Below are 19,261 nucleotides of genomic sequence, written 5' to 3'. Positions count from 1 at the left end.
CATCGCGATTAGAAATTTGTTTCCGCGCCGGCTTCTGCGGCCATGCGCGCGCGCAATTCAGCCAAATCCAACAACAGACCGGCGACCTGCGGTTGCACGTCACGGGGCAGGCGATGGACACGCGCACCTACGCTGAGCAGCCCCGGACGGGCGGGAAAATCGGCTTCTGGGGTGAAATCGGGAAGGTCGATGATCGCGGGTTTCGGCGTGTCGTCTTCGGGGTCTTCCGCCTCGGCTTCGGCAGGGGCGCGTGAAACCTCTGCGGTCTCCTCCGGCTCAGCCGCCAGTGGGCGCTTGAGGAACTCGGGCAGGCCGGTCTCTGATGCAGGTTCCTCTTCGGGCTCAGCTTCGGACGCAGGGAGTTGCGGCGCGTCGGGCGTGTTGCTGTCAGAGGGTGCCAGCGGATCGGGCGTGGCCCGTGGGTGATCGTCGGCGGGCGGCATGGGCGAGGGGCGCTGTGCTACCGCAGGGGCGGTTTCTTCTACCTCCGCCGTGTTCTCCTGCCGCGTGTGGACCGTCTCAACCGTCTCAGCGCTCACTTCATCCCCGCGCGCTTCCGTCTTCGCGCCGAAGTTCAGAACCACTCCGGTCTCGGGCCGGATAATGTCGGGCTTCGGCGCAGGGCGCGGCTCCACGAAATCCAACTCATCAAGCGGGGCGGAGAGGGAGGAGACATGGGTCATCCCTTCCTCACGCAAGATCTTCTGAACGCCTTTGATGGTCAGCCCATCGTCATGCAGCAGTTTCTTGATCCCACCAAGCAGCAGCATATCGGCGGGGCGGTAATAGCGCCGCCCGCCCGCCCGTTTTATGGGTTTCACTTGGGTGAACTTACTCTCCCAAAACCGCAGAACATGGGCCTGGATACCGAGCCAGTCAGCGACTTCGGAGATGGTGCGAAAAGCGTCCGGCGATTTGACCATGGGTCAGGACTTGTTGCCTTCGGCAACCCGGTCTTTCATCAGATGCGAGGGGCGGAAGGTCAGCACCCGGCGCGGGTTGATCGGAACCTCTTCGCCGGTTTTCGGATTGCGGCCCACACGCGCGGTCTTGTCGCGTACCGAAAAAGTGCCGAAAGAGGAAATCTTGACCTGTTCCCCGTCGACCAGAGCGTCGGACATATGCTCAAGCACGGCTTCGACCAGCTGAGCACTCTCATTGCGAGACAGACCGACCTCACGAAATACAGCTTCGCTTAAATCCATGCGCGTCAATGTCTTGTTCGGCATTATATCCCCCATGCTTTCCAATAGCATATGCTGCTCAGATTTTTAGAGTCAACATCAATGCCCGGATCGAGCACGATTCGGCAGAGATTTTCCGCGTTAGCTCAGGGACTTACCAGCGCAGGACAACAGAGCCCCAAGCCAGACCGCCGCCAATGGCTTCGGTGACGATCAGATCGCCCTTGTTGATCTGACCACGCTCACGGCCCACCGACAGCGCCAGCGGGATCGAGGCGGCAGAGGTGTTGCCGTGGTCCTGTACGGTCACGACAACGCGCGCCATCGGCAGGTTCAGTTTCTTCGCGGTGCCTTGGATGATGCGGATGTTGGCCTGATGCGGCACGATCCAATCGACGTCTTCGGCGCTGACGCCGGCACGCTCCATGGCGGTATTGGCCGTGGCGGCCAGCTTTTCAACCGCGTGGCGAAACACCTGATTGCCCTGCATCCGCAGATAGCCTGTCGTGCCGGTGCTGACGCCGCCATCGACGTAGAGCAACTCGCGGTAGCGCCCATCGGAATTCAGGTCAGTCGCGAGGATCCCACGATCCTCTGGCGTGCCTTGCCCTTCTTGCGCCTCAAGCAGCAGCGCGCCCGCGCCGTCGCCAAAAAGCACACAGGTCGACCGGTCGGTCCAGTCCATGATGCGGCTAAAGGTCTCGGCCCCGATCACCAGCACGTTGCGCGCCTGACCGGAAACGATAAGCGCATTGGCGTTGGCCAGCGCATAGACAAAGCCCGCGCAGACCGCTTGCACGTCAAAGGCGAAACCATTGGTCATGCCCAATTCGGCTTGCACCATGGTTGCCGCCGACGGGAAGGTCAGGTCGGGGGTGGAGGTGGCCACGACGATCGCGTCAACATCGGAGACATCGCGCCCCGCGTCTTCGAGCGCCTTGCGTGCGGCGGCGCTGGCCATGGAAGAGGTCGTTTCACCTTCGGCGGCGAAGTGGCGGCGTTCAATGCCCGAGCGCGAGCGGATCCATTCGTCATTCGTGTCGAGGGTCGCTTCAAATTCGGCATTTTCCACGACACGGGCGGGCAGGTAGTGGCCACAACCAGTGACAACGGCGCGCAGGCTCATTTGACGGACTCCTCAGCTGGCAGCGTCGCGGCGACGCGAGCGGCTAGCTTGTCATTGAATTTATTCTGCGACAACTGCGCGGCGAGTTTGATCGCAGCGGAGATGCCGGTCGCATCGGCGGAGCCGTGCGATTTCACCACCGTGCCGTTCAGACCCAGAAAGACGCCGCCGTTCACACGGCGCGGGTCGATCTTTTTGCTGAGACGGCGCAGAGAGGTATAGGCCAGCAGCGAGGCGAGCCGCGACAGGGGTGAGTATTTGAATGCTTCGCGCAGCCTGTCGCCAATCATGCTGGCCGTGCCTTCGCCGGTTTTGATCGCGACATTGCCGGTAAAACCATCGGTCACGATAACATCGGCGCGGTTGCCCGAGATATCGCCCCCCTCAACGAAACCGACGAATTCAAACCCGGTGGCATCACCTTGGGCGCGAATCAAATCATAGGCTTCTTTGAGTTCGGTGCGGCCCTTATGCTCTTCGGTGCCGACATTCAGCAGCCCCACGCGGGGGCGCTGCAAATCCATACCGTTGCGGGCGTAGGAGGTGCCCATCAGCGCGAAACGTAACAGATCATCGGCGTCGGCGCGCACATCGGCGCCCACGTCGAGCATCACGTTGAAGCCCTGCGGGTTGGAAGAGGGGTAGAGCACGGCAATCGCAGGGCGATTCACGCCCGGCAATTTTCGCAGCCGTATCATCGACATCGCCATCAGCGCGCCGGTATTGCCGCAAGAGACAGCCACAGCCGCCTCTCCGCTCCGCACGGATTCGATGGCAGACCACATGGAACTGTCTTTGCCGGTGCGCACGACTTGGCTGGGCTTGTCGTCCATCGTGACGACATCCGTGGCGTGACGTATCTCGCAGCGGTCCGACAACTCACCACGTTTGGCGATCAAAGGCTCCAACTGATCACGGGGACCATGCAGGATAAAACCGATATCGGGATTTGCTGTCGCAGAAAGCGCACACCCGGCAACAACTGCTGCCGGGCCTTCGTCACCCCCCATCGCGTCGACCGAGATCAGGGTGTGTCCGGCTTTCGCGTTGGGGTGATCGGGCTGGGCCGTCATCAGTGCGAATGCCTCACTGCCTAAGAGAAAACCTTAAAAACTACCGCAGCTTATGCTGCGTCGTCTTCCAAGTCCACTTCTTCGGTCAGGGCGACAACTTCGGCGTCGTCATAGTGACCGCAAGCCGCGCAGATGTGGTGGGGGCGCTTCAGCTCACCGCAGTTCGAACATTCGTTCGGGTTCGCCGCAGAGAGCGAATCGTGGGCGCGGCGGTTGTTGCGGCGGGATTTGGATACTTTATTCTGTTGGACAGCCATGTCTGGTGCCTTTGCCTTCGGGGTTGCTGACTTGGCAAAGCAGGCCGCAACCGTGTTTCAATTCGGACCCCGTTTCGGGCGTGACGACGCTTTAGGGCCGCAGCCGCGCAATGTCCAACCTTAATTCGGGTGAGGGCGGCAAAATAACGCGAAACCGGCGCGATGCAAGCGCGAATTTCCGCGGTTTTCCGCTTGTTTCCTTAGGTTTCGTCTTTCTTCAGCGCATCGCGCAGCGCGCCCAACCCCGCAAAGGGCCGCGCGTCTTCGTCCGTCATTGGCTTCTGCCCCGGTTCGGCATGGACCATCTGGCCCAGTTCGGCGTCGCCCTTGCGGGGATATTCCGGCACTTCCAGCGCCAGCGCCTCGATCATGACCTGCGCGGGGTCGATCCATTGACCCAAAGGCTCTGTCGTATCGTCCTCGGGCATTTCGACCTCCTCTTCGTCGGGGAGTTCGAAATCATGGATGAAGCGGCGGGCAATATCGGCGTCGATCCGCGTGGTCACTGGCTCAAGCGTGACGACGCATGGCTGCACCACGGTCGCGCCCAGTTTCCCGTCAAGCTGCCAGTCCTGTTTGCCGAGCGGTTTGATGCTGCCCGAAAAGCTAAGTTTGCGCAGGGCCGAGAGATCAAGTTCCTCGGCGATCTGCGCCAGCGCTTCCGCCTCAGGGCGCAGCGCGAACGCGTTTGGCTCCGTCTGGGACAGGTCCGCGACCCGAAGAGCGGTTGGCGTAGGTGATTTGCGCGACATGAGATCCGACTTTCGTTTCTTGTACACTTGGGGTGCCTTGGTGTATGCGAAATAAAAGCCATAATCCGTCAGGGCAAGAGGGCAGACCAAATGCGCAAAACCAAACAGACCGGCAAGACGCACCTCCGGATCGCGGGTATGGGACTTGCACTGCTTCTGACCGCCTGTAGCCCGCAGTATGAGAACCACGGCTATGTGCCGCCGCAAGACCAGCTTGAGCAGGTCGTTGTGGGCAGCGATACCAAGGAAAGCGTCGCGCAGAAGATCGGTGTGCCCACGGTTTCGGGTGTTTTGAGCGATGATAGTTACTATTACGTTAAAATGCGCAAACGCGCTCTTGGCTTCATGGCCCCGAAAGAGATCGAGCGTGAGGTGGTGACCGTCAGTTTCAACGAGGCCGGTGTGGTGTCGAATGTCGAACGCTTCGGGCTTGAACGCGGGCAGGTTGTGCCGCTGTCGCGCCGCGTGACGACATCGCCTGTGGCCGACAACACCTTCCTGCGCCAGCTTCTGGGCAACCTCGGCCGCTTCAGCCCGTCGGCCTTCGGCAGCTAAGTTCCCCTTGCCATGCCCCGGCAGCGGGGCAGGGCCGCGGATAAGCGAAGGCGACCTCGCAGATGACCCAAGCGCCCCCGGGCCGATATCTGACGCGCGAAGCCCTCACGCCCGGGGACATCACCCGGGCGCACACGCTGCGGACGCAGTGTTTTCAGACCGGGACCGTCGACCGTGATGCATTCGACGCGGCAGCACGGCATTTTCTGATAGAGGATCGCGACAGCGGCACATTGGTCTGCTGCTTTCGCCTGACCCTGTTTCAGGGCGCGGAGCTGGCCCAGAGCTATGCCGCACAGTTTTACGATCTGAGCCGTCTGGGGCGTACGCAAGGCGCCATGCTGGAACTGGGCCGCTTTTGTATCCACCCAGAATGGCAAGACCCCGACATTCAGCGCCTCGCTTGGGGGCAGTTGGCGCGGGAAGTCGATGGCAGCGGGGCGGCGCTATTGTTTGGCTGTTCCTCTTTCACGGGCACCGATCCGACCCGCTACCGCGATGCCTTTGCCCTGTTGAAACAACAGCATCTTGCCCCCGCGGAATGGCGCCCCCGCGTCAGGGCAGCTGAGGTCCACCTCTATGCCCGGCACCGCCACAGCCCCGATCCCCGGCGCGCGCGCCAGCAAATCCCGCCGCTGCTGCGCAGCTATCTGGCGATGGGCGGTTGGGTCAGCGACCACGCCGTGATCGACCGGCAAATGGGCACGCTGCATGTCTTCACCGGGCTGGAGATCGCCGGGATCCCGCCCAACCGCGCGCGGCTTTTGCGGGCGCTGGCCTGAAGCCGCACCGCCTTTGGACATTGACCTTGCCCGCGCCGAAAGATAGCTGGCAGGCATGGCACGCGCACCCCTTTTACAACTCACCGACATTTCGCTGACCTTTGGTGGCGATCCTGTTTTCGAAGACCTCTCCCTCGTGGTTCAGACCGGCGATCGGTTGGCCTTGGTGGGCCGCAACGGCTCGGGCAAATCGACGCTGATGAAGGTCATGGCCGGGCTGGTAGAGCCCGACAGCGGGGCGGTTGTGGCCGGGCCCGGCGTCTCGGTCGGCTATATGGAGCAGGAGCCGGACCTCTCGGGCTTCGAGACGCTTGGCGACTTCGCGGCCCATGGGCTCGATCCGGGTGAGATGTATAAGGTGGAGCGCGCTGGCGAGGGGTTGAAGTTTGACCCCGCACGCCCTGTGGCCACCGCATCGGGCGGGGAGCGTCGCCGCGCGGCACTTGCGCGGCTGATGGCCGAAGAGCCGGAACTGATGCTGCTGGACGAGCCGACCAACCACCTCGACATCGAAGCCATCGCATGGCTCGAATCCGAGCTAAAGGGCACCCGCACCGCCTTTGTCATCATCAGCCACGACCGCGCCTTCCTGCGCGAGCTGACCCGCGCGACCCTCTGGGTCGACCGCGGCACCGTGCGCCGTCAGGACATCGGCTTTGAAGGGTTTGAGGCATGGCGCGATCAGGTCTGGGAAGAAGAGGACATGCAGCGCCACAAGCTGAACCGGAAGATCAAGGCCGAGGCGCGTTGGGCGGTCGAGGGGATCTCGGCCCGGCGCAAGCGCAATCAGGGCCGCGTGCGCGCGCTTCAGGAGTTGCGCGCCGAACGCTCGGCGCAGATCAAACGGCAAGGCACCGCGGCCATGGCGCTGGAGGCTGGGCCGAAGTCAGGCCGCAAGGTGATCGAAGCGAGCGGCATCGCCAAGAAATTCGGTGACAAACAGATCCTGCGCGACTTCTCGATCACCGTGCAGCGCGGCGACCGGATTGCGCTGGTGGGGCCAAACGGCGTGGGCAAGACCACGCTTCTGAACATGCTGATCGGCAAAGAAGAACCCGACGCGGGTGAGATCAAACTGGGCACCAATCTGGAACTCGCGCTGTTCGATCAAGCGCGCGCGCAGCTTGACGGGGACATGACCCTTTGGGACAGCCTCACCGGCGATCCTGAAATGCGCGTCTCGGGCAAGGCCGATCAGGTGCTGGTGCGGGGTCAGCCGAAACATGTGGTCGGCTACCTCAAGGAATTCCTTTTTGACGAGGCACAGGCCCGCGCGCCGGTCCGCTCGCTTTCGGGCGGCGAAAAGGCACGGCTGCTCTTGGCCAAGATCATGGCGCGCTCCTCGAACCTTTTGGTGCTCGACGAGCCGACGAACGATCTCGACGTTGAGACGCTCGACCTCATGCAGGAACTCTTGGGCACCTATGACGGCACCGTGCTGCTGGTCAGCCACGACCGTGACTTCCTCGACCGGGTGGCGGCGACCACCATCGCAATGGAGGGGGATGGCCGCGCCACGGTCTATGCGGGCGGCTGGTCCGATTATCTGGCACAGCGCGGGCAGGATGATTTCGCCCAAAGCGTGGTTAAACCCAAGCCGAGCAAACCCGAGCCGAAAGCGGAGAAAAAGCAATCCGCGGGCGGGCTCAGCTTTACCGAAAAGCACCGGCTCGAAGCCTTGCCTGCTGAGATCGAGCGGTTGGAGGCCGAGATTGGCAAGCTCGAAGAACTGCTTAGCGATGCGGAGCTTTTCACCCGTGAGCCGGTGAAGTTTCAAAAAGCCACCGATGCGCTGGTGCAGCGGCATGAAAAGCTCTCTAACGCCGAAGAAGAGTGGATGGCGCTTGAGGAGAAAGCGCAGGGCTAACCCCGCGCTTCTGCCAAAGCGATCTGCGGGCGGTAACCGTTGCGGAATGCCGCGACGATGCTCGGCGGGGTGAGCAGGGTGACGCGGCCCTGCGGGCGTCGCTGCACAGCCCCGTAGCCCTCCGGCGCATAGGGGTGAAGGGCATCGCCGAGAAGCATGCCGCTCTGGCCATCGCGATCCAAGGCGAAACTGCCGTCGGGCAGGTCCTGCGCTTCTACATCCCCATGGCGGCGCTGACGAAAAACGCGCGGCACGGCCCGTTCGGCGTGCAACTGACGGTCAAAATCCGCGGCGGGGCCGGGGAGGTCGCAACACGCGCGAAACCGTCGATAATCCGCAGCACGGCATTCCGCGCAAGGGCGGTGACCGGCGGCAAAGGCCACGGCCTCGTCAAGAAAGAACAGCTCGGTGTAATGGCGCGGCGCCATCAGCTTGCGGCGACGCCCCTAGAAACTGAGCCGACAACAGACCCAATTCTGATGCGCCCAACGGCGTTTGAGGTGCAGTCCGTGATCGTCATGCAGGATGCCACGGTTGCCCATGAAGCTGCCCCGCGCCGGGTGGGCGATGATCTCCCCATCCGGTTGGACGCGGTTTTGCAGCGGCATCAGCGCATCCTGAGCGCACCGTCGAGGCGGATCACCTCACCATTAAGATAGCCCATTTCGACGATGAACCCGGCCAGCCGCCCGTATTCCGCAGGATCGCCAAGGCGCGGCGGGTTGGGCACATCCTTGGCCAATTCGGCCTGCACCTCTTCCGGCAGCCCGGCCAGCATCGGCGTTTTGAAGATGCCCGGCGCGATGGTCATCACGCGAATCCCTTCCTTGGCCAGATCCCGCGCCATCGGCAGGGTCATGCCCGCGATCCCGCCCTTGGAGGCAGCATAGGCGGCTTGGCCCTTCTGCCCGTCGAAGGCTGCGATGGAGGCGGTATTGATGATTACCCCGCGCGCGCCGTCGTCTTCGGGGGTGTTCTTGGCCATGGCCACCGCCGCCAGCCGCGCCACGTTGAAACTGCCGACGAGGTTGATGTCGATGGTGCGTTGAAAGGCGTCCAGCGGATGCGGCCCGTCGCGCCCCGTGGTTTTGATCCCAAGTGCGATGCCCGCGCAATTCACCGCCGCGGTGATCCAGCCCATCTTTTCTTGGGCATAGTCCACCGCTTCCTGCACCGAGGTCTCATCCGTTACATCGGTTAGGACGTAGTGGCCGCCGATCTCTTTCGCGATGGCTTCGCCCCGGGTGGCGTCACGGTCCAACAGGGTGACCTGCGCGCCCTGCGACGCAAAATAGCGCGCCGTGGCTTCGCCAAGCCCCGAGGCGCCCCCGGTGATGATGGCGGCTGTACTGTCTAGTTTCATGATGGCTCCCCCCCGATATGAACACTTGTTCAGTTCAGCACGAAGTCTCACCCCATGCAAGGGATGCCGTTGCGGCGGCTGTAGGGCGGCGGGAGTGGGGAAGACGGGGCAGACCGAAGCCCGCCCCGTGAGAGATTAGCCGACCTGCACCAGCGCGTGGCGCTTCTTGCCCGCGCTGAGTTTGACCGGAGAGGACAACGCGCCCGCATCCAGCATCATGCCCGCATCGGTCAGCGGCTTGTCGTCGATCCGTGCGCCGTTCTCGGCAATCAGGCGCTTGGCCTCTTTGCCAGAGCCGGCAAGGCCCGACTTCACCAGCAATTGAACGATGGAAACCCCATCGCCCACATCAGCCGCCGACAGGGTCAGGGTGGGCAGGTCATCGCCCACACCGCCTTTTTCAAAAACTTCGCGCGCGGTGGCTTCGGCGTTGCGGGCGGCCTCTTCCCCGTGGAGGAGGCCAGTGACCTCATTGGCCAGACGCACCTTCGCCTCGTTGATCTCGGACCCCGCCAGCGCGCCCAGACGGTCGCATTCATCGACCGGCAGCTCGGTATAGAGCTTGAGGAAACGGCCCACATCGGCATCGGTGCAATTGCGCCAGAACTGCCAGAACTCATAAGGGCTCAGCATATCGCCATTGAGCCAGACCGCACCGCCCGCCGATTTGCCCATCTTCTTGCCGTCGCTGGTGGTCAAGAGCGGTGACGTTAGGCCGTAAACCTCCCCATCGATCACCCGGCGCGTCAGGTCGATGCCGTTGACGATATTGCCCCATTGATCCGACCCGCCCATCTGAAGAATGCAGCCATAGCGGCGGTGCAGCTCCATGAAGTCATAGGCTTGGAGAATCATGTAGTTGAACTCAAGGAAAGACAGCGACTGCTCGCGGTCCAAACGGGACTTCACGCTCTCAAAGCTCAGCATCCGGTTAATCGAGAAATGCCGCCCGATGTCGCGCAGGAAATCGAGGTAGTTCAACCCGTCGAGCCATTCCGCGTTGTTCAGCATCAAGGCGCCATTCTCGCCCTCGCCGTAATCGAGGTATTGGGCAAAGACCTGGCGGATGCCTTCGATATTGTCGTCGATCGCCTCGGGCGTCAGCAGCGGGCGTTCATCCGACCGGAAGGACGGATCGCCCACCTTTGTCGTGCCGCCGCCCATCAGGGTGATAGGCTTGCCGCCGCATTTCTGCAGCCAGCGCAGCATCATGATATTGACCAGATGCCCCACGTGCAGCGATTTGGCCGTGGCGTCATAGCCTACATAGGCCGGGGCCGCGCCTTTCAGCAGGGCTTCGTCCAACCCCTGATAATCGGTGCAATCGGCCAGAAAGCCGCGCTGCATCATCGTGTGGATGAACTCCGATTTGGGATGGTATGTCATGGTGACTTGCCTCAAAACTGTATTGCGGGGCAATCTATATGCGCACGAGCGGCAAAGGAAAAGGCCATGAATAGGGCCAAGCACAGGCAAGATGCCGGAACCGAAGTGGTGACGGCTTTGGGAATGATGTCGGGCACCTCTTTGGATGGGGTGGACGCCGCGATTTTGCGCACCGATGGGCATGACATCGCCAGCTTTGGCCAAAGCGGCTACCGCAGCTATGCCGCCGAAGAGCGGCGCGTGATCGCCGCGGGCTTCGGCAAGTGGCACGGGGCCGAGGTTGAGGAAGCCGCCAAGGCGGTGGAGGCCGCGCATCTGGCGCTTTTGGCCGACCTGCTGAAATATGCGCCTGAGGTCGACCTCATCGGTTTTCACGGCCAAACACTCGCCCATGCCCCACGCATGCAGGGCACCCTGCAAGTCGGAGACGGGGCGCTGCTGGCGCGAGAGATTGGCCTGCCCGTGGTCTGGGATTTCCGCAGCGCCGATGTTGAACTGGGCGGCGAGGGTGCACCGCTCGCCCCCTTCTTTCACCACGCCTGCGCGCGCTACGCCGGGCAAAAAGGGCCGGTGGCCTTCCTCAACCTTGGCGGCGTGGGCAACCTCACGTGGGTCGACCCGCGCGTGGCCCGCCCGGAGGAGGACGGCGCGCTGCTGGCCTTTGACACCGGCCCCGCCAATGCGCCGATCAATGATTTGATGCAGACCCGCCTTGGCCAAGACTATGACGAAGGCGGCAAGCTGGCCGCGCGGGGCAGGGTGGAGCAGGGCGCCTTGGAACTATTTCTGGCCGAGCCCTATTTCGCACGCATGCCGCCCAAATCCCTCGACCGTAATGATTTTGCCGAGATGGTGGCCCTTGTGGGTGAGCTCTCCGATGCCGATGCCTGCGCCACCCTCACCGCCATGTGCGCCGCTGGCGTGGCCGAGGCGATGCAGCATTGCCCAGCCCCGCCCGAACGCGTCTATGTGACGGGCGGCGGGCGGCATAATCCGGTGCTGATGCGGATGTTGGATGTCAGCCTCGATTGCCCCGTCACCCCGGTGGAGGAGATCGGGCTCGATGGCGATATGCTGGAGGCGCAGGCCTTTGCCTATCTGGCAGTACGCGTGGCGCGCGGGCTGCCCACCTCGTGCCCCGGCACGACAGGCGTCCGCGCCGCCGTGGGCGGGGGCACCGTCAGCCGGGAGTGAGGTGGCCGGGGCGTTGCCTAACTTTGACGGAAAGGTGCCGGAGAAGGATTTTAAGGCCCCAGCGTGCAGCCGCTATGCCGTCATATCGGCAAGAACGCCAACTTGCTAACAAAGTTGCGAAAAATACACCTACAGCGCAATTTTCTTGAAACATCGTTGCGACTTCCCGCGTAGGTTCCCTGTGGGGGCCAAGGGTCGAAGGCATTCGACCGGCTTAGAGAAGGAGATTCGCTATGACTATCTTTCACACAGGTGCTTTCAAAAACAGCCTCGCCGTTACGGCAGTGACGCTCATGCTCGCACCCGCAGCGCAGGCCGAAATCGGCCTCGGGGTTGGGGTCAGCGTCGGGGGCCATGGCGACCATGGGGGCGCGGATGTCGGTGTCGGTGCTTCGGTTGGCGGCAGTGACGGCATCGGGGCCGGAGTTGGCGCTTCGGTCGGCGGCAGTGATGGCATCGGGGCCGGAGTTGGTGCTTCGGTCGGTGGGGGCGACGGTGTGAACGCAGGCGTCGGCGCTTCGGTGGGCGGCGGTGACGGTCTGGGGGCCGGGGCTGGCGTCTCGGTCGGCGGGGGCAGCGGGCACAGCGGGACGGATGACCCCGATAGTACCCCCACGGCGACCGCAGGCCGGGCGATCACCGGCGGCGACAACAGTGCCACCACCCCAAGGCCGATCAACATCGCGACCCTCATCGGCGCGCCGGTCTGGAGCAAAGACAGTGTCTTGGTCGGCATGATCGAAGAGGTCGCCCCGGGGCCAAACGGCAAGGTCGACGCGGTGCTGCGCCTCAACGCGGCGCTCGATACGGACCGGGACATCATCCGCATGCGCATCGCGCCGCGCCTGTCGGACCGTGGGGCGCTGAAGCTGGGGTATTCGAAGCAGAAGTTCCTACAACTCTTCGCCGGGTAAACCGCGCGGCAATGAAAAACGGGGCGGCAATCTGGCCGCCCCGTTTGCGTTATTCGGCTGGCGCAGCCACATCCCTTAGCGGCATCTCAAAGAAACAGATCGCATCCCGCGTGAAATCCGGCATCGGTTGATAGGGCCCGCGCTCAACAAACCCAAGCGAGCGATAAAGCGCGCGGGCAGGGGCAAAGCCCACGGAGGTATCAAGATAGACCTTCTCGAACCCATCTTCCCGCGCCTGATCGACAAGGCGCTGACAGATCGCCCGGCCCGCCCCGGTGCCACGGGCCGCGTCGGCGACGAAGACGCGTTTGATCTCGCTCTCCGTCTCGGTCAGCGCATGGGACATGCCGCAGCCCAGGGGGATGCCACCCCGCTCGGCCAAGAGGATGATGCCGCGCGGGCGGGCGTGTTCCTCGGCCAGGCGTGCCATCAGGGCGCTGTATTTGTCTTGGGGGTAGAAAGTCTCGACGATCCGCTGTTCGGTCGGGCCGAAGTGATAGAGAAAGTCGCGATAGGCCCAGCAGAGGTCCACCACCGCCGCGAGGTCCGCAGCGGTGGTGACAGGGCGGATGGTGAGGTCCGACATCAGCCGCGCAGGATCGAGCGGCCCGCGTATTGAGCGGTCTCGCCCAGCATTTCTTCGATACGGATCAACTGGTTGTACTTCGCCAGTCTGTCAGAACGCGCCAGCGAGCCGGTTTTGATCTGGCCGCAGTTGGTGGCGACTGCAAGGTCGGCAATCGTGGCATCTTCGGTCTCGCCCGAGCGGTGCGACATGACGTTGGTGTAGCCCGCGCGATGCGCGATATCCACGGCTTTGAGGGTCTCGGTCAGGGTGCCGATCTGGTTGACCTTGACCAGCATGGAGTTCGCCGCGCCGCGCTGGATGCCATCGCTCAGACGCGCAGGGTTGGTGACGAAAAGGTCATCGCCCACCAGTTGGACCTTGCCGCCCAAGAGGTCGGTCAGTGCCTTCCAACCGTCCCAATCGTCTTCGGCCATGCCGTCTTCGATGGAGATGATCGGGTAGTCGTTCACCAGCGCCGCGAGGTAGTCGGCGTTCTCTGCGCTCGACAGGGTTTTGCCTTCGCCGGAGAGGACATATTTGCCGTCTTTGTAGTATTCCGTCGCCGCGCAATCGAGGGCGAGATACATGTCTTCGCCCGGTTTGTAGCCCGCTTTTTCAATGGACTTCAGAATAAAATCAAGCGCATCGCGCGAGGAGTTGATGTTGGGGGCAAAGCCGCCCTCGTCGCCGATCCCGGTCGACAGGCCAGCGGCGGAAAGCTCTTTCTTCAGCGTGTGGAACACCTCGGCCCCCATGCGCACGGCTTCGCGGATGTTTTCCGCGGCGACCGGCATGATCATGAATTCCTGAATGTCGATCGGGTTGTCGGCATGTTCGCCGCCGTTGATGATGTTCATCATCGGCACCGGCAGAACGCGGGCGGTGGTGCCGCCGATGTAGCGGTAGAGCGGTTGCGCGCAGTAGTCCGCCGCCGCCTTGGCCGCGGCCATCGACACGCCCAAGATCGCATTGGCGCCGAGGCGGGATTTGTTCTCGGTCCCGTCGAGTTCGATCATCATCTCGTCGATCTCGACCTGTTCCGTCGCCTCGACCCCCACGAGCGCCTCGGCAATCTCGCCATTAACGGCGGCGCAGGCTTCGAGCACGCCTTTGCCCAGATAGCGCGACTTGTCGCCATCGCGCCGCTCGTTCGCCTCATAGGCACCGGTCGAGGCACCGGAGGGGACAGCGGCGCGGCCCATGGTGCCGTCTTCGAGGATAACGTCGACTTCGACCGTCGGGTTGCCCCGGCTGTCGAGGATTTCGCGGGCGTGGATGTCGATGATCGTGCTCATGGGCTTTGTCCTCATGTTCGGGTTTGTGGCGGTTTACCCCGGCAGGCCCGGCTTGGAAAGACCGCGGCGGGGCCGGGGGGTGATTTTGCGTTCGCGCAGCAGGGTATAGACCCCCGAGGCGATGATGATCGCGGCCCCGACCAGCGTCAGCGTGTCGGGGGATTCGTCGAAAACCACGATCCCCGCCACCAGCGCAAAGAGCATGCGGGTATAGCGGAAGGGGGTGACAAAGCTCACCTCGCCCACACGCATGGCGGCGACGATGGCGTAATAGGCCAGCACCCCGATCACCATCGCCCCGGCGAGATAGAGCACCTCGGCCCCGCCGGGCATGGCGGCGGGCGTGCCTGCGGCCAGCATCAGGATCAGCCCTGCGGGGACCAAGACGATAAAGGCCAGAAAGCTAAGCTGCATGGAGCTGATGCTTTTGGGAACTTTGCGCGTCGCCAAGTCCCGCAAGGCGAGGCCGATGACACCGGCCACGGCGAAAAGCGACAGCGCGTTGAACCCCTCCAGCCCCGGGCGCACGATCAAGAGCACGCCAAGGAAGCCCACGATGATCGCGCTCCAGCGGCGCCAGCCGACCGGCTCGCCAAGGAACAGCGCCGCACCGAGGGTGACGGCCAGAGGGGTCGCCTGCAAAATAGCTGAGGCCGAAGAGAGCGGCGTCAGCACGATGGCGGTGACGAAACAAAGCGTGCCCAGCACTTCGCCCACGGCACGCAGCAGGATCGGCTGGGTCAGCATATCGGCAGAGAACAGGCGCTTTCCCTGAATGCGCAGGGTCACGGCAAAGATCGCCCCGCCGCCCGCGCCCAAAAGCGCGATGATCTGGCCGACGGGGAGCGCATCGCTCGTCAGTTTGACGAACATGTCCTCGACCGCGAAACCGGCCATGGCCAGCACCATCAGCATCGCGCCGCGCAGATTGTCCATGATCACGCCCCTTCATCCCGTGGTATTGCCAGTCGCCCATGAACCTTTTGCGACGAAAGGGCAAGGGCGCGCGATGCGCGTCATGCGTGTGCCACTGGCGCAGGCTCTACCGGAGTGCTAGCCCTACCGCATGAGATGGCCGATCCCCTCGCTCGCCCCGCGCGACACAGTGCTGACCCTTGCGGCCGGGGGCTTTGGTGCGCTGCTGTTCTGGTGGCTGAATGCGCCGGTCTATATGTTGCTTGGCCCGGTGATCGCGGTGAGTGTCTTAGGCCTGATGGGGGTGCGCACGGCGGTCGATCCGCGGCTGCGGGATGCCTGTTTCGTCGTGCTGGGCATCGCCGTGGGGGCAGGGTTCAACCAAGATGCGGTGAACGCCATGCTGCGCTGGCCACTGGCCTTTGTCTTTATGACCGGGGTGATTTGGGGAATCATGGCGCTTTGCCGTTGGATGCTCGCGCGGTATTTTGGCTTTGACGCACGTTCCGCGCTTCTGGCCTCGGCCCCCGGACATCTGAGTTTCGTCATGGCGATTGCCAGCGACAGCGGGTCGGACATGCCGCGCATTTCGATCACGCAGTCGGTCCGGCTTTTGGCGCTGACCATCGTCGTGCCTTTCGCCGCCCTTCTGATGGGCGTCGACATGACCGGCAATATCGCCCCCGCGGGGGCGGGGATGAGCCTGCTGTCGATCCTCGTGATGATCGGCGTCTCCGTCGTCGTGGGAATGATCTTTGCCCGTCTTTCCGTGCCCGCGCCGCTTTTGATGGGGGCGATGGTGGTCTCGTCCATCGCGCATCTGACTGGGCTAGAGACTGGCGTTCTGCCGGGCTGGCTGACCCTTGTCGCCTATCTCGTGCTCGGCAGCCTCATCGGTACGCGGTTTTCCGGCATCACGCCTGCGCGTCTGGCAAGCGGGCTTGGCGCGGGGCTGGCGATCACGGGCGTTGCGGTGGGGCTGGCGGGACTTGGCGCCGTTCCGGTGGCCTGGGCGCTTGGCATGCCGCTGGGGCATGTGCTGGTGGCCTTCGCACCCGGCGGGCTGGAGACGATGATCGCCCTTGGCGCGGTGCTGGCGGTGGTGCCGGGCTTTGTCGCCGCCTGCCACATCATGCGTCTGGTGGTGCTGAGCGTACTGCTGCCGGCCATGCTCGCCCGCGTCGCGAAGCAAGAGCAGCGCGCCGCCGAGTGATCCGGCGTTAGCTTTTTAGGCGGACCATCAAGCGGTTGCCGTCCTTCCGCGTTTCCAAGGCTTTGAGGTCGGCGGCCAAGGCGCTCAGCTTGCCATGACCATAGGTACGGCTGTCGAAATCGGGATGCGCTGCCTGAATGGTCTGGCCGATCTGGCCGAGGTTATACCAATCGTCTTCGGTGTCGATCTTGTCCATCGCGGCTTTGAACAGGGGCAGGGCATCGCCCACCTTGGCCTTGGCCCGCGAGGGGGTGTCGGGCTCTACCTCGTCGAGGTTTTCGATCAGGATGAAGCGGTTGTAGACATTGCGCAGCGAATCGTGGGTCTTCTTCTCGCCAATGCCGATAACGGTCACCCCATCTTCGCGCAGGCGGTTCACCAGCGCGGTGAAATCGCTGTCGGAGGAAACGATCACGATAATATCGAAGCGGCGGCTGTGCAGGATGTCCATCGCCTGAATGACCAGCCCGATGTCGCTGGCGTTCTTGCCCTTGGTGTTCGCGGTTTCCTGATGCGCCACCAAACCCAACTCGCGGATCGGCGCTTTCCAGCCCTTGAGGTGGTCATTCGACCAATCGCCATAGACCCGTCGCAGGGCAGGCTCCCCAATCGTCGTGACCTCCCGCATGATGGCTGCGGCATGTTTTGCGGGCACGTTATCGGCGTCGATCAACACGGCCAGCAAAGGGCGGTCACGTTCTGTCATGGGTCATCCTTCTTGATCGGCACACCGTAGAGTTCCATCCGGTGGCCCTGTAATTTGTAACCCAGCTTGCGCGCGATCCGTTCCTGAAGCTCTTCGATTTCCGCATCGACGAATTCGATCACCTCGCCCGAGTTCACGTCGATAAGGTGATCGTGATGCGCCCGCTGTGCATCTTCGTAACGCGCCCGGCCATCGCCGAACTCCAACTTGTCGAGGATGCCCGCTTCCTCAAACAGCTTCACCGTGCGGTAGACCGTGGCGATGGAGATGCCGCTGTCGATCACGCTGGCGCGGGTCAGGATCTCTTCGGCATCGGGGTGGTCTTCGCTGTCGTGAATCACCTGAGCGATGACCCGGCGTTGACCTGTCATGCGCAGGCCCATCGCCTCGCAGCGTTTGATGATCGGGTTGCGCATCGTCTCGCCCTTCGTCCGTCGGACTACGGTCCTAGCATTTTAGCACCGCCGGACGCCACCGGAATTGACCGCGCCGGTTGACTTTTGCGCACGTAGCGCCCATGTGAGGATCAAGCGAAGCCTTCTGCCGCGTGAGCAGTATCAGCGCCAAGCCCCATGAGGGGTCTCTGGGACGCTGACGACAAGGCCCGCCGATGTTCCCAAAATCACGCGTGGGGCCAAGCGCGACAGACGGGTGTGAGGCATGTGGCCTGCGCCCGCGATCTGGCTTGCGCGACCCCGTGGCGCCTGTTGAGTGGCGCGGCGAAAGAACATGGCGCGTGTTTTCGCGGGCCGGAAAGTGAACGAATGAGCGATTTTGACATGATGGGCCTGCCTGCCAAACTGGTGGCCCGACTGAAAGAGATGGGGCTGAACGAGCCGACCCCGATCCAGAAACAGGCGATCCCCCATGCGCTGAACGGGCGCGACGTGATGGGCCTTGCCCAGACCGGCACCGGCAAGACCGCCGCCTTTGGCGTTCCGCTGCTGGCCCAGATGATGGAGATCGAGGGCCGCCCCGCAGCGCGTTCCGTGCGCGGGCTGGTGCTTGCGCCTACGCGCGAGCTGGCGCAGCAGATCGCCGTGAACCTGCGCGGCTATGCCGAAGGCACGCCGATCAAAGTGGCGATGGTGGTGGGGGGCCAGTCGATCAACACGCAGATCAAGCGTCTGGAGCGTGGTGTCGATCTGTTGATCGCCACACCGGGCCGTCTGCTGGACCTGCTCGACCGGCGCGCGGTCAAACTCGATACGACGACCTTCCTCGTGCTGGATGAGGCCGACCAGATGCTCGACATGGGCTTCATCCATGACCTGCGCAAAATCTCGAACATGATCCCGAAAGAGCGGCAGACGATGCTCTTCTCGGCGACCATGCCCAAGCTGATGAACGAGATCGCCAACAGCTATCTCAACAGCCCGATCCGCATCGAAGTCTCGCCTCCGGGCAAGGCGGCGGATAAGGTGACGCAAGAGGTGCATTTCATCGCCAAGGCCGAGAAGACCGAACTGCTGAAAGAGCTGCTGGCCAAGCACAAGGGCGAACGCGCGCTGGTCTTTGGCCGCACGAAACACGGCTCGGAAAGGCTGATGAAGACGCTGGTGAAGGCCGGGTTTGACGCCGCTTCGATCCACGGCAACAAAAGCCAAGGTCAGCGGGACCGCGCGATTGCGGGGTTCAAGAATGGCGACATCACCGTGTTGGTGGCCACCGATGTGGCGGCGCGGGGCCTCGACATTCCGGATGTGAAACACGTCTATAACTTCGACCTGCCGAATGTGCCGGACAACTACGTCCACCGCATCGGCCGGACCGCGCGGGCGGGCAAGGATGGGGCCGCCGTGGCCTTCTGCGCCCCCGATGAAATGGGCGAACTGAAGGCGATCCAAAAGACCATGGGCATTTCGATCCCCGTGGCCTCGGGCCGTCCTTGGGAAGTGATTGATGAGCCTGCGAAACCCAAGGGCCGGGGCCGCAGACGCGGTGGCCGCCCCGGTGGTGGTGGCGGTCGTCCCGGTGGCGGCGGCGGCGGTGGTGAAGGCGCGGGCAAGCCAAGCGGCGGGCGGCGTCGCAGGCGCGGTGGCGGCGGTGGCAAGCCGGGCGGCCAGCAGGCGGCCTGAGCCGAGGCACCTCCCTAGGACAGCGAAATGGCG

Annotated in this window: 22 protein-coding genes; 7 read left to right on the top strand and 15 right to left on the bottom strand. The window is 63.3% G+C overall.

Features of this window, described 5'->3' with window-relative positions:
• Nucleotides 1-8: 8 nt before the first annotated feature.
• The 6 genes from ACGYK2_RS01810 to ACGYK2_RS01785 all read right to left on the bottom strand — a co-directional run bounded on the left by ACGYK2_RS01810 (nt 9) and on the right by ACGYK2_RS01785 (nt 4,392).
• A complete protein-coding gene (locus ACGYK2_RS01810; RefSeq protein ID WP_271687171.1) occupies nt 9-923 on the bottom strand; it encodes a MerR family transcriptional regulator in 915 nt (304 codons plus the stop codon).
• 3 nt (nt 924-926) lie between these two features.
• Nucleotides 927-1,229 carry an integration host factor subunit alpha gene (ihfA, locus tag ACGYK2_RS01805; protein ID WP_067265868.1) on the bottom strand — a complete coding sequence of 101 codons (303 nt, stop codon included), beginning with the start codon at nt 1,227-1,229 and terminating at the stop codon, nt 927-929.
• A gap of 109 nt (nt 1,230-1,338) precedes the next feature.
• Nucleotides 1,339-2,310, bottom strand: coding sequence for a beta-ketoacyl-ACP synthase III (locus tag ACGYK2_RS01800; protein WP_271687172.1), 972 nt, complete (start codon nt 2,308-2,310; stop codon nt 1,339-1,341).
• Nucleotides 2,307-3,383 carry a phosphate acyltransferase PlsX gene (gene plsX, locus ACGYK2_RS01795; RefSeq protein ID WP_271687173.1) on the bottom strand — a complete coding sequence of 359 codons (1,077 nt, stop codon included), beginning with the start codon at nt 3,381-3,383 and terminating at the stop codon, nt 2,307-2,309. Before plsX ends, ACGYK2_RS01800 begins: the two co-directional genes overlap by 4 nt.
• 50 nt (nt 3,384-3,433) lie before the next feature.
• Entirely contained in the window at nt 3,434-3,640 is a 207-nt protein-coding gene (gene rpmF / locus ACGYK2_RS01790; RefSeq protein WP_067265873.1) for a 50S ribosomal protein L32, read from the bottom strand.
• A gap of 200 nt (nt 3,641-3,840) precedes the next feature.
• Nucleotides 3,841-4,392, bottom strand: a complete 552-nt coding sequence (locus ACGYK2_RS01785; RefSeq protein ID WP_271689965.1) for a DUF177 domain-containing protein — start codon at nt 4,390-4,392, stop codon at nt 3,841-3,843.
• A 90-nt stretch (nt 4,393-4,482) separates the two neighbouring features.
• Between ACGYK2_RS01785 and ACGYK2_RS01780 the strand changes: the two genes are divergently transcribed.
• The 3 genes from ACGYK2_RS01780 to ACGYK2_RS01770 all read left to right on the top strand — a co-directional run bounded on the left by ACGYK2_RS01780 (nt 4,483) and on the right by ACGYK2_RS01770 (nt 7,596).
• The gene (locus ACGYK2_RS01780; protein ID WP_067265877.1) at nt 4,483-4,947 is read left to right on the top strand and encodes an outer membrane protein assembly factor BamE; all 465 of its coding nucleotides are present in this window, start codon (nt 4,483-4,485) and stop codon (nt 4,945-4,947) included.
• A gap of 62 nt (nt 4,948-5,009) precedes the next feature.
• Nucleotides 5,010-5,729, top strand: coding sequence for a GNAT family N-acetyltransferase (locus tag ACGYK2_RS01775; protein ID WP_271687174.1), 720 nt, complete (start codon nt 5,010-5,012; stop codon nt 5,727-5,729).
• A gap of 55 nt (nt 5,730-5,784) precedes the next feature.
• Nucleotides 5,785-7,596 (top strand): ABC-F family ATP-binding cassette domain-containing protein, encoded by a 1,812-nt coding sequence (locus ACGYK2_RS01770; RefSeq protein ID WP_271687175.1) that lies wholly within the window; start codon nt 5,785-5,787, stop codon nt 7,594-7,596.
• Here the strand turns inward: ACGYK2_RS01770 and ACGYK2_RS01765 are convergent.
• The 4 genes from ACGYK2_RS01765 to tyrS form a co-directional block, all read right to left on the bottom strand.
• Nucleotides 7,593-8,024 (bottom strand): hypothetical protein, encoded by a 432-nt coding sequence (locus ACGYK2_RS01765; RefSeq protein ID WP_271687176.1) that lies wholly within the window; start codon nt 8,022-8,024, stop codon nt 7,593-7,595. The two genes, ACGYK2_RS01770 and ACGYK2_RS01765, sit on opposite strands and share 4 nt — an antisense overlap.
• An 18-nt stretch (nt 8,025-8,042) precedes the next feature.
• Nucleotides 8,043-8,204 carry a hypothetical protein gene (locus tag ACGYK2_RS01760; RefSeq protein ID WP_271687177.1) on the bottom strand — a complete coding sequence of 54 codons (162 nt, stop codon included), beginning with the start codon at nt 8,202-8,204 and terminating at the stop codon, nt 8,043-8,045.
• Nucleotides 8,204-8,959 (bottom strand): 3-hydroxyacyl-CoA dehydrogenase, encoded by a 756-nt coding sequence (locus tag ACGYK2_RS01755; RefSeq protein ID WP_271687178.1) that lies wholly within the window; start codon nt 8,957-8,959, stop codon nt 8,204-8,206. The genes ACGYK2_RS01760 and ACGYK2_RS01755 overlap by 1 nt, the downstream gene beginning before the upstream one ends.
• A 135-nt stretch (nt 8,960-9,094) precedes the next feature.
• Complete coding sequence (tyrS, locus tag ACGYK2_RS01750) at nt 9,095-10,345, bottom strand: tyrosine--tRNA ligase (RefSeq protein WP_271687179.1); 1,251 nt, start codon at nt 10,343-10,345, stop codon at nt 9,095-9,097.
• A 66-nt stretch (nt 10,346-10,411) separates the two neighbouring features.
• Here tyrS and ACGYK2_RS01745 point away from each other — a divergent pair, with 66 nt between their 5' ends.
• Nucleotides 10,412-11,539, top strand: a complete 1,128-nt coding sequence (locus tag ACGYK2_RS01745; RefSeq protein WP_271687181.1) for an anhydro-N-acetylmuramic acid kinase — start codon at nt 10,412-10,414, stop codon at nt 11,537-11,539.
• 233 nt (nt 11,540-11,772) lie between these two features.
• Nucleotides 11,773-12,453, top strand: a complete 681-nt coding sequence (locus ACGYK2_RS01740) for a hypothetical protein (protein WP_271687182.1) — start codon at nt 11,773-11,775, stop codon at nt 12,451-12,453.
• A 49-nt stretch (nt 12,454-12,502) separates the two neighbouring features.
• On the opposite strand, the gene ACGYK2_RS01735 is transcribed toward ACGYK2_RS01740, so the two are convergent.
• Genes ACGYK2_RS01735 through ACGYK2_RS01725 form a run of 3 tightly spaced genes read right to left on the bottom strand, consistent with a single transcriptional unit; the run spans nt 12,503 to nt 15,252 of the window.
• Nucleotides 12,503-13,039, bottom strand: a complete 537-nt coding sequence (locus tag ACGYK2_RS01735; protein WP_271687183.1) for a GNAT family N-acetyltransferase — start codon at nt 13,037-13,039, stop codon at nt 12,503-12,505.
• Nucleotides 13,039-14,316, bottom strand: coding sequence for a phosphopyruvate hydratase (eno, locus tag ACGYK2_RS01730; RefSeq protein ID WP_209217717.1), 1,278 nt, complete (start codon nt 14,314-14,316; stop codon nt 13,039-13,041). Before eno ends, ACGYK2_RS01735 begins: the two co-directional genes overlap by 1 nt.
• A 33-nt stretch (nt 14,317-14,349) precedes the next feature.
• Complete coding sequence (locus ACGYK2_RS01725) at nt 14,350-15,252, bottom strand: DMT family transporter (protein ID WP_271687185.1); 903 nt, start codon at nt 15,250-15,252, stop codon at nt 14,350-14,352.
• Nucleotides 15,253-15,382: 130 nt separating this feature from the next.
• Here ACGYK2_RS01725 and ACGYK2_RS01720 point away from each other — a divergent pair, with 130 nt between their 5' ends.
• The gene (locus ACGYK2_RS01720; protein ID WP_271687187.1) at nt 15,383-16,444 is read left to right on the top strand and encodes an AbrB family transcriptional regulator; all 1,062 of its coding nucleotides are present in this window, start codon (nt 15,383-15,385) and stop codon (nt 16,442-16,444) included.
• A 7-nt stretch (nt 16,445-16,451) separates the two neighbouring features.
• On the opposite strand, the gene ACGYK2_RS01715 is transcribed toward ACGYK2_RS01720, so the two are convergent.
• Both ACGYK2_RS01715 and ACGYK2_RS01710 read right to left on the bottom strand, forming a co-directional pair.
• Complete coding sequence (locus ACGYK2_RS01715) at nt 16,452-17,150, bottom strand: NYN domain-containing protein (protein WP_209217720.1); 699 nt, start codon at nt 17,148-17,150, stop codon at nt 16,452-16,454.
• The gene (locus ACGYK2_RS01710; RefSeq protein WP_067265902.1) at nt 17,147-17,566 is read right to left on the bottom strand and encodes a Fur family transcriptional regulator; all 420 of its coding nucleotides are present in this window, start codon (nt 17,564-17,566) and stop codon (nt 17,147-17,149) included. The genes ACGYK2_RS01715 and ACGYK2_RS01710 overlap by 4 nt, the downstream gene beginning before the upstream one ends.
• A 348-nt stretch (nt 17,567-17,914) precedes the next feature.
• On the opposite strand from ACGYK2_RS01710, the gene ACGYK2_RS01705 reads away from it, so the two are divergent.
• A complete protein-coding gene (locus ACGYK2_RS01705; protein ID WP_276154408.1) occupies nt 17,915-19,228 on the top strand; it encodes a DEAD/DEAH box helicase in 1,314 nt (437 codons plus the stop codon).
• Nucleotides 19,229-19,261 lie beyond the last annotated feature (33 nt).

Origin of the sequence: Sulfitobacter sp. 1A10359 (assembly GCF_043558145.1) — a bacterium.
Taxonomy (GTDB): Bacteria; Pseudomonadota; Alphaproteobacteria; order Rhodobacterales; family Rhodobacteraceae; genus Sulfitobacter; species Sulfitobacter faviae.
Note: the sequence above shows the minus strand (reverse complement) of the source record. Positions and strands in the feature narration are given on the sequence as shown.

Coding starts and splice junctions, on each gene's coding strand:
- ACGYK2_RS01810 (WP_271687171.1), bottom strand. CDS start 923: ATGGTCAAATCGCCGGACGCTTTTCGCACCATCTCCGAAGTCGCTGAC.
- ihfA (WP_067265868.1), bottom strand. CDS start 1,229: ATGCCGAACAAGACATTGACGCGCATGGATTTAAGCGAAGCTGTATTT.
- ACGYK2_RS01800 (WP_271687172.1), bottom strand. CDS start 2,310: ATGAGCCTGCGCGCCGTTGTCACTGGTTGTGGCCACTACCTGCCCGCC.
- plsX (WP_271687173.1), bottom strand. CDS start 3,383: ATGACGGCCCAGCCCGATCACCCCAACGCGAAAGCCGGACACACCCTG.
- rpmF (WP_067265873.1), bottom strand. CDS start 3,640: ATGGCTGTCCAACAGAATAAAGTATCCAAATCCCGCCGCAACAACCGC.
- ACGYK2_RS01785 (WP_271689965.1), bottom strand. CDS start 4,392: ATGTCGCGCAAATCACCTACGCCAACCGCTCTTCGGGTCGCGGACCTG.
- ACGYK2_RS01780 (WP_067265877.1), top strand. CDS start 4,483: ATGCGCAAAACCAAACAGACCGGCAAGACGCACCTCCGGATCGCGGGT.
- ACGYK2_RS01775 (WP_271687174.1), top strand. CDS start 5,010: ATGACCCAAGCGCCCCCGGGCCGATATCTGACGCGCGAAGCCCTCACG.
- ACGYK2_RS01770 (WP_271687175.1), top strand. CDS start 5,785: ATGGCACGCGCACCCCTTTTACAACTCACCGACATTTCGCTGACCTTT.
- ACGYK2_RS01765 (WP_271687176.1), bottom strand. CDS start 8,024: ATGGCGCCGCGCCATTACACCGAGCTGTTCTTTCTTGACGAGGCCGTG.
- ACGYK2_RS01760 (WP_271687177.1), bottom strand. CDS start 8,204: ATGCCGCTGCAAAACCGCGTCCAACCGGATGGGGAGATCATCGCCCAC.
- ACGYK2_RS01755 (WP_271687178.1), bottom strand. CDS start 8,959: ATGAAACTAGACAGTACAGCCGCCATCATCACCGGGGGCGCCTCGGGG.
- tyrS (WP_271687179.1), bottom strand. CDS start 10,345: ATGACATACCATCCCAAATCGGAGTTCATCCACACGATGATGCAGCGC.
- ACGYK2_RS01745 (WP_271687181.1), top strand. CDS start 10,412: ATGAATAGGGCCAAGCACAGGCAAGATGCCGGAACCGAAGTGGTGACG.
- ACGYK2_RS01740 (WP_271687182.1), top strand. CDS start 11,773: ATGACTATCTTTCACACAGGTGCTTTCAAAAACAGCCTCGCCGTTACG.
- ACGYK2_RS01735 (WP_271687183.1), bottom strand. CDS start 13,039: ATGTCGGACCTCACCATCCGCCCTGTCACCACCGCTGCGGACCTCGCG.
- eno (WP_209217717.1), bottom strand. CDS start 14,316: ATGAGCACGATCATCGACATCCACGCCCGCGAAATCCTCGACAGCCGG.
- ACGYK2_RS01725 (WP_271687185.1), bottom strand. CDS start 15,252: ATGGACAATCTGCGCGGCGCGATGCTGATGGTGCTGGCCATGGCCGGT.
- ACGYK2_RS01720 (WP_271687187.1), top strand. CDS start 15,383: ATGAGATGGCCGATCCCCTCGCTCGCCCCGCGCGACACAGTGCTGACC.
- ACGYK2_RS01715 (WP_209217720.1), bottom strand. CDS start 17,150: ATGACAGAACGTGACCGCCCTTTGCTGGCCGTGTTGATCGACGCCGAT.
- ACGYK2_RS01710 (WP_067265902.1), bottom strand. CDS start 17,566: ATGCGCAACCCGATCATCAAACGCTGCGAGGCGATGGGCCTGCGCATG.
- ACGYK2_RS01705 (WP_276154408.1), top strand. CDS start 17,915: ATGAGCGATTTTGACATGATGGGCCTGCCTGCCAAACTGGTGGCCCGA.